We start from the raw sequence: 5,658 nt of genomic DNA, 5'->3' as shown, positions 1-5,658 counted from the left end.
CTCTTTTTGACTGGCCAGGGCTTTTTTTTAAATGTCTCTTTCCCTTGTTACTCTTGCTTTGTAAATCAAACCTCTCTTTGTCGTAAGGAGCCATGTTACCTCTACCTGGAAATGCATCTGCTGCCGACTTTTTTTCGTTGTGTTTCTTTATCCATTTTCCTAATAAACCACCCTTTATTCCTAAATCCTTTGCTATTTTTGTAATTGTTTGACCTGCCTTTCTTTGTTCATTTGCCAGTTTAACAGCTTCCAATTTGAATTCTGCTGTATATTCTCTTACCATTTCTAATCCTCCAAAATTTTATTTTACCCAAAAAAACTCTTTTCTTTCTCTCCACTTTTTCTGGGTAAGGTCAGTTTACTGGCCTCTCCATGAGTGAGATTGAAAAATTAAGTGGAAATCTGTGAACGGTTACCTTGGATGACAGAAAAGAGTGTTGGAAGGAGGCAATATTAAAAACTTAATTTCAGTCCAGCCAAGAACACATAACCAGAGTTGTTATTTTCTATTTCAGGCTCTTTTGTACTAAACTTTACAATATCGAAATAGTATGAAGTACCTAAAAAAAGAGAATTTTCAAGACTTAAAGCATATGATGTTAACTCGTTTGTACCTTCGCCTGCAATATCCCTACCACTACTAAAATATGTTAAGCTCGATTCGTAAGAATCAGAACGGTAAGCGATACCTGCATTCATATAATACGTATTATTTGTTTCAGGATTACGCTTCTCACCAGATTTACCACCATTACCATACGAAAAAATGCAATCAAGATCGAACAATTTTAGCTTCAAACCAAAATTCCAGTGTAGTAATTGATTGCGGCATTCATAATTTTTAGAAGTTCCATCTGAGCAATCAGTTAAATTTTCTCTTGCAAATTCACCAGTTAAGGCAGTAGTAAAACCTATATCATCTGACAAGCTGTTTTTATAGGAAAGGCCAGCAGCAATTAAATTGCTGTACTGTAAGTTATTTTTTCCTGGAACATAACTGAATCCGAGTTGAAAGTTATAGATTTCAGGGGAGATGTAGTTAATTGATGATTGTTTTAACCCTAGTTCGAGTTCATTATAATCGCTATAAATATTGGGCTTGACCCAGAACACCTTGTCTTGATCATATCCAGGGTCACCATCTTTTTTATGATCACCGCGCAAATTTGCATAGTTTGTCCAATGACCATTTACTCCTCCAGCAGCTGCATAAATTTTTGAAGTGTTAATTAACATGCTCTGACCAACTAAACTTCTTTTACCATATTCAATTGATCCAAGTTCCTGGTTTTTTATGATAAAATACCATTCCTCCATGTCTAACTTTTCTATGTCTAACGCTTTTAGGTTTGCAATACCAGAAACCCCTGCCTTAACATTAACCCCCATTTGAGTATTTGGATAAACTTGCTGTAAATAAAGAAAGCGCAAGCATGAATAACTTGAAGTTTTATCCTTAGGCTTAGCATTGAAAGAATCTCTGTTGAAGGCGTAGCCGAATCTCAAATCTATTTTTCCGTCTAGTTCTGCATAAAATATTTCCTTATCCAAAATTGTTTTAGAGCTAGCACTATTCTGCAAAAACAATGATGAAAGCAGTGCTACCAGGTAGTACTTTAACTTCATAAAAAAACTTAAATCTTTATAAAAATTTAAGTTTAAACTCAATATAAATAAAAAACAACTTTTCAGAAGGCACCGCTGGCAGATTTTGCTGCCTGTTTTTGAGCTATATTCCCATAAATTATTGATACACTTGGTAATTTTCGCTTTAATAACTGCTTATTAATGGCAGAATGTATATGATTAATTATTTTAGATATACTTTTTACATCGCAGTTAATCAAAACAAAAAGCACTTTATTCTCATCAATATACCCTAGAAAATCATCACTACGGCAATTTTTATAAAAATGTTCTATGATAACTTTCAGTGCATTATTTGTCTCACTACAGCTACTATTTAAGCCAATCACTCCTATAGCTGCATTAATTTGATGTTGAAAGGCAAAATTTAATATAACGTATAACTCTAGAATAGTGGACTCATTGCCCGGTATATCGAATAAGTCATGGTTTTTATATTTTTTACCCATTAGATATTTATCTCTAAAGATTCCTAGTTTATGGGACAAACTGATATCACGTATTAATAGCTCATAATTTATTTTATTACTGGCAAATTGTGCAGTGCGGAAAACTTTTACTTTTGTCCTGATATCTTCTCCTTTAGCATCAATTAAGGAAAAATCTATCACTTTAGGTAATATATCAAGTAAATCGTGCCCATTTTCGGTATACTCTAAATAATTCTTCACGTTGTCAGCTGCTCTTGTGCTTAAGATATTAATTAATGGCTTATTAAGCAAATTCTCCTCTTCATATTTTAACAAATCCCTTGCAACTTGATTGAGCCCTAAAATTAACACGTTTTTTTTCTTATTATCCTGACAAACAGATACCACAGCATCATCTTTTCTTCTTGCAATTATGAAATCATCCATACTTTCATTCTATACAGCGTATTTATAAGTATAATAAGGTTATATTAAGATTTACTTACTTATTGATATGCTTAATTAGGTATAGACAAAATGTCATACGGGATGGCTTTGTTGTAGAAGAATCAAGATTACTGTTTATAGACTTCAAGTTACTGCAAAAAATATTTTAAAACATAGTGATATCTTGACTTTACCTAGTTAATATTCCAAATTATAAAAAAACAGATAGTTCTATGACGACAAGTCTATTACAAGGCAAAAAGGGATTAATAACCGGAATAATAAATAAGAGATCAATAGCATACGGTATAGCAAAAACTCTCTCAGAGCACGGAGCAGAACTTGCAATCACCTACCAGAATGAAATAATAAAAGAAAAACTATCACCAATAGCAGATGAACTAAATGTGGAGCTAATATTACACTGCGACGTTTCAAATGAAAAAATCATAGGTAACGCTTTCGAAATAATAGAGAAAAAATGGGGTACTCTTGACTTTTTGGTGCATGCAATAGCATTCTCCGATAAAAGTGAGTTAGATGGTAAATATGTCAATACTTCACTGGATAACTTCCTCAATGCAATGCATATATCGTGCTATTCTTTTACTGCTTTAGCGCAAAGGGCTGAAAAAATGATGTCAAATGGTGGTAGTTTACTTACTTTATCTTATTATGGCGCTGAAAAAGTTATGCCAAATTATAACGTTATGGGTTTATGTAAAGCGGCACTTGAAGCAAGTGTAAAATATATAGCATGTGATCTCGGGCCACAAAATATCAGAGTAAATGCAATTTCCGCTGGTCCAATCAGAACTTTAGCATCTTCTGGAATAAGCGATTTTCACTCCATATCAGAATGGAATAGAAATAATTCTCCGCTCAGACGCAATGTTACAATAGAGGATGTTGGCAAGGCAGCGTTATACTTATTAAGCGACTTAAGTAGTGGCACTACTGGAGAAATTTTGCACGTTGATTCAGGATATAACGTTGTGGGAATGAAGGTAGTTGACTAACAAAGCACTAGTTCCTTCGGGTTCATACACAACTCTATCAGGAGTTTTGTGACTGTGATTGCAGAAAACATCGAACATAAAATTCCTATTGATAGAGTGACAGAAAAGCCTCTTATTGCTCCACTGCCAATAATGAACATTATTCCTGCAGCAATTAATGTAGTGATATTTGAATCCAGTATTGTCTTTATAGCGTTTTTAAACCCTTCTTCAATAGCACGTTCCACTCTCTTGCCAGATTTGATTTCCTCACGAATTCGCTCAAATATTAAAACATTTGCATCCACCGCCATACCAACAGTAAGTGCAATACCGGCAATTCCAGGTAAAGTTAGAGTTGCTTCAAGCAGAGTGAGAATTGATAATATAAGAATTACATTAGAAAAAAGCGCAACAGAGGCCAATACACCTAATTTGCCGTAAGTGATAATTATAAATAAAGCCACGGCTATAATAGAGATTGTTGCTGCCATTTCCCCTGCCTTTATTGATTCTTCTCCAAGACTTGGGCCAATGTTTTTTTCTTCAATTATTTTAAGTGGTGCTGGCAGTGCTCCAGATTTTAAAAGTATTGCAAGTTCGCTTGCTTGTTTTTCAGTGAAATTACCGCTAATTTCTCCCTCTCCATTTAAAATTGGCTCACGTATTGTAGGTACTGTTAAGACTGTGTTATCCAGAACAATTGCAAAAGGTTTTCCCACATTTTCTTTAGTGATTTTTGCGAATCTTTTACTCGCTATGCTGTCAAATTTAAAATGCACTGTTGGTTTACCTAAATTGCCGAATCTAACTGACGCGTTAACCAGCGAATCGCCACCTATTTCAGTTTTGCGGAATATTGGATAAGAATTACCTAAAGAATCCTTGAGCATGACAGTGGTTTCATGGTCTATATCCTGCACCTTGGCTATGTTAGTGTTTGCCAAATGAAAAGCTAGCTTAGCAGTTTTGCCAAGCAGAGATTTTATCTGCTTGGTATCTTCTACTCCAGGCACCTGCACTAATATTTTATTCTGCCCTTGTTTTTGAACGCTGACTTCCTTTGTGCCAAGTTTGTCCAAACGGCGCTGGACATTGTTTATTGATTCTGCAGCTACTTCACTGATCAAAGGATTTTTATAATGGGGTTTATACGAAATGAGAATCGAAGAATCTTTTCTATTTAGCTCTAAATTTGGATTTATCGCATTAATCAACACAGATGCTTTTTTATAATCATCAATATTATTTAAAGTTATAACGCTATTTTGTACGTTAGATTCAATATTTTTTGTTAGCAATGTCTCTTTTATTTCGTTAGCTAGCATGCTTAGCTTTTCCTTAAAATAGAAGTCTAAGTCTATGTTTAAAAGCAAAGATGCCCCTCCCTTCAGGTCAAGGCCTAAGTTTATTCTTTTTTTCGAAATAAAAAGCTTATTATCAAAGAAATTTGGCAGTGTTATGTATAAAGCAAATAAACAGATGCATAATACTGAAAAAGATTTGACTATAAGTCTGTTGTACATAAGTTGTAGGTTTAAAATTGTAATAATTGATTGTAAGTTAAAAATAGATTTTTGTAAAATTCTCTATTTGACCTTACCCAGAAAAAGTAGAGAGAAAGTTAAGACGTTTTTATCATGAGAATAAATTGTGCAGGAATGCAATAGTTAATAGTAGAATGTCTACGTTATTTGTTATAAAAGATTTCTATGTATTCAAATATGGCAGTTCTGGTTTGTTGAGCGAGAAGTATCAATAAGCAGCTCCCTTTTAAGTGAACTTTTCTGCAACAGAGTTATCGTAACAACAGCCCTTATGGCTCATGCTGGAAATGATGTTTTTTGTATTCAATAGAAATTGGTAATTTTGAGAGGTATACTGTGACCCTTGATCGCTATGTAACAGCAGATTTTTATCGGGTTTGCGTTTATCAACGGCCATCAATAAAGAATCTATAACTAATTATCATGTTACTCATTAACCACCATGCGTGAATATAGGTCAATTATTGCCGCCAACAACCTTCTTTAGTTTTTATGTAGGTAATCCCAAACTTTATTTGGCTGATCAGTAGTAAAATTTTGATCCAATGTGTTCGGAGCCACAACTCGGTTGCTTATTTGCTGTTTTTTATTTTTGAACCTTCGTCTAAG

At 34.0% G+C, this 5,658-nt stretch carries 5 protein-coding genes and 1 pseudogene; 1 reads left to right on the top strand and 5 read right to left on the bottom strand.

Annotation, left to right across the window (positions count from 1 at the left end; genetic code table 11):
- The 3 genes from OZD61_RS05105 to OZD61_RS05095 all read right to left on the bottom strand — a co-directional run.
- Positions 1–283 (bottom strand): transposase (locus tag OZD61_RS05105; protein ID WP_274979865.1); only part of this gene is annotated, 283 nt, incomplete at its 3' end.
- Between the two features lie 170 nt (positions 284–453).
- Positions 454–1,626: a porin gene (locus OZD61_RS05100; RefSeq protein WP_274980083.1), complete on the bottom strand. Its 1,173-nt coding sequence runs from the start codon at positions 1,624–1,626 to the stop codon at positions 454–456.
- Between the two features lie 62 nt (positions 1,627–1,688).
- Positions 1,689–2,504 carry a hypothetical protein gene (locus OZD61_RS05095; RefSeq protein ID WP_274980082.1) on the bottom strand — a complete coding sequence of 272 codons (816 nt, stop codon included), beginning with the start codon at positions 2,502–2,504 and terminating at the stop codon, positions 1,689–1,691.
- 233 nt (positions 2,505–2,737) lie between these two features.
- Between OZD61_RS05095 and OZD61_RS05090 the strand changes: the two genes are divergently transcribed.
- The gene (locus tag OZD61_RS05090) at positions 2,738–3,523 is read left to right on the top strand and encodes an enoyl-ACP reductase FabI (RefSeq protein ID WP_274980081.1); all 786 of its coding nucleotides are present in this window, start codon (positions 2,738–2,740) and stop codon (positions 3,521–3,523) included.
- Here OZD61_RS05090 and secD read toward each other — a convergent pair.
- Together secD and OZD61_RS05910 are read right to left on the bottom strand one after the other, a co-directional pair.
- On the bottom strand, positions 3,520–5,028 hold the full coding sequence (gene secD / locus OZD61_RS05085) for a protein translocase subunit SecD (RefSeq protein ID WP_274980080.1): 1,509 nt from the start codon (positions 5,026–5,028) through the stop codon (positions 3,520–3,522). The two genes, OZD61_RS05090 and secD, sit on opposite strands and share 4 nt — an antisense overlap.
- Positions 5,029–5,192: 164 nt before the next feature.
- A pseudogene (locus OZD61_RS05910) lies at positions 5,193–5,658 on the bottom strand (DDE-type integrase/transposase/recombinase); the annotation flags it as partial.

Origin of the sequence: Wolbachia endosymbiont of Drosophila bocki (assembly GCF_028982005.1) — a bacterium.
Classification (GTDB): Bacteria; Pseudomonadota; Alphaproteobacteria; order Rickettsiales; family Anaplasmataceae; genus Wolbachia; species Wolbachia pipientis.
The sequence above is the reverse complement of the archived record's forward strand: the minus strand, read 5'-3'. Positions and strand labels throughout refer to the sequence as shown.

Bases quoted from the DNA above. Each gene is read 5' to 3' on its own strand.
- OZD61_RS05100 (WP_274980083.1), bottom strand. From the start codon at position 1,626: ATGAAGTTAAAGTACTACCTGGTAGCACTGCTTTCATCATTGTTTTTG.
- OZD61_RS05095 (WP_274980082.1), bottom strand. From the start codon at position 2,504: ATGGATGATTTCATAATTGCAAGAAGAAAAGATGATGCTGTGGTATCT.
- OZD61_RS05090 (WP_274980081.1), top strand. From the start codon at position 2,738: ATGACGACAAGTCTATTACAAGGCAAAAAGGGATTAATAACCGGAATA.
- secD (WP_274980080.1), bottom strand. From the start codon at position 5,028: ATGTACAACAGACTTATAGTCAAATCTTTTTCAGTATTATGCATCTGT.